Genomic DNA, 790 nt, shown 5'->3' with positions numbered 1-790 from the left:
CATTCCGATCCGCCGGATCAGCCAGCGACTGGGCCACAGCCGCAAGGTGGTGCGTGCGGTCCTGCGCGGCGAGCGCACGGACGTCTTCCGGGTCCGCCGGAGCTCGCTCGACGCCTATCTGCCGTGGCTCGACGCTCGGTGGGACGCAGGCAGCCGTAATGCCACCGAGATCTGGCGAATGGCGAGGGCGCAGGGCTTCCGAGGATCGCTTCGCGTGGTTGAAGAATGGGCGACGCGCCGCCGACGCGCGGAGCAGGCCGACATCGCGCGGCTTCAGCGTGTGTCGTCGGCGCGAAACTTGGCGCGGTTGCTGACGACGGGTCGCGACCGGTTGACCAAAGCGGAGACGCTGACCGTGGCTGCCGTCGAGGAAGGGGTGCCGGCGCTGGTCAAGGCACGCGAGGTGGTCGGCGAATTCCAGACGATGGTGCGAGGAAACGAGCCTGGCCAACTCGAAGAATGGCTCAGGCGGGCCGAGGGAAGTCTCGTCGCCTCCTTCGCCCGCGGCATCGGTCAGGATCGGTCCGCAGTTCAGGCCGCAATCATGCTGCCATGGTCGAACGGCCAGACCGAGGGGCAGGTCACGAAACTCAAGCTCGTCAAGCGCCAGATGTACGGCCGCGGCAAGATCGACCTACTACAAGCTCGCCTGATCGGCCTCGCGCCTTGACGATCAGCGAAAGTGCGTCAGAGCCCAATTCTGACCCCCTAGCCCTACTTTGGCAGATTGAGGGAACGCGGGAGGTTTTTGCGGATTCGCATGCCACGGTCATGAGCGTGGGTGCGCGCG

Annotated in this window: 1 protein-coding gene; it reads left to right on the top strand. The window is 66.2% G+C overall.

The features are described from left to right. Positions 1-670: transposase (locus tag ACLBWX_RS23135; RefSeq protein WP_447679230.1), on the top strand; the 670-nt coding region annotated here is incomplete at its 5' end. Positions 671-790 lie beyond the last annotated feature (120 nt).

The sequence above is a fragment of the Methylobacterium sp. M6A4_1b genome, assembly GCF_053345175.1.
This window is presented reverse-complemented; position numbering and strand designations above follow the sequence as displayed.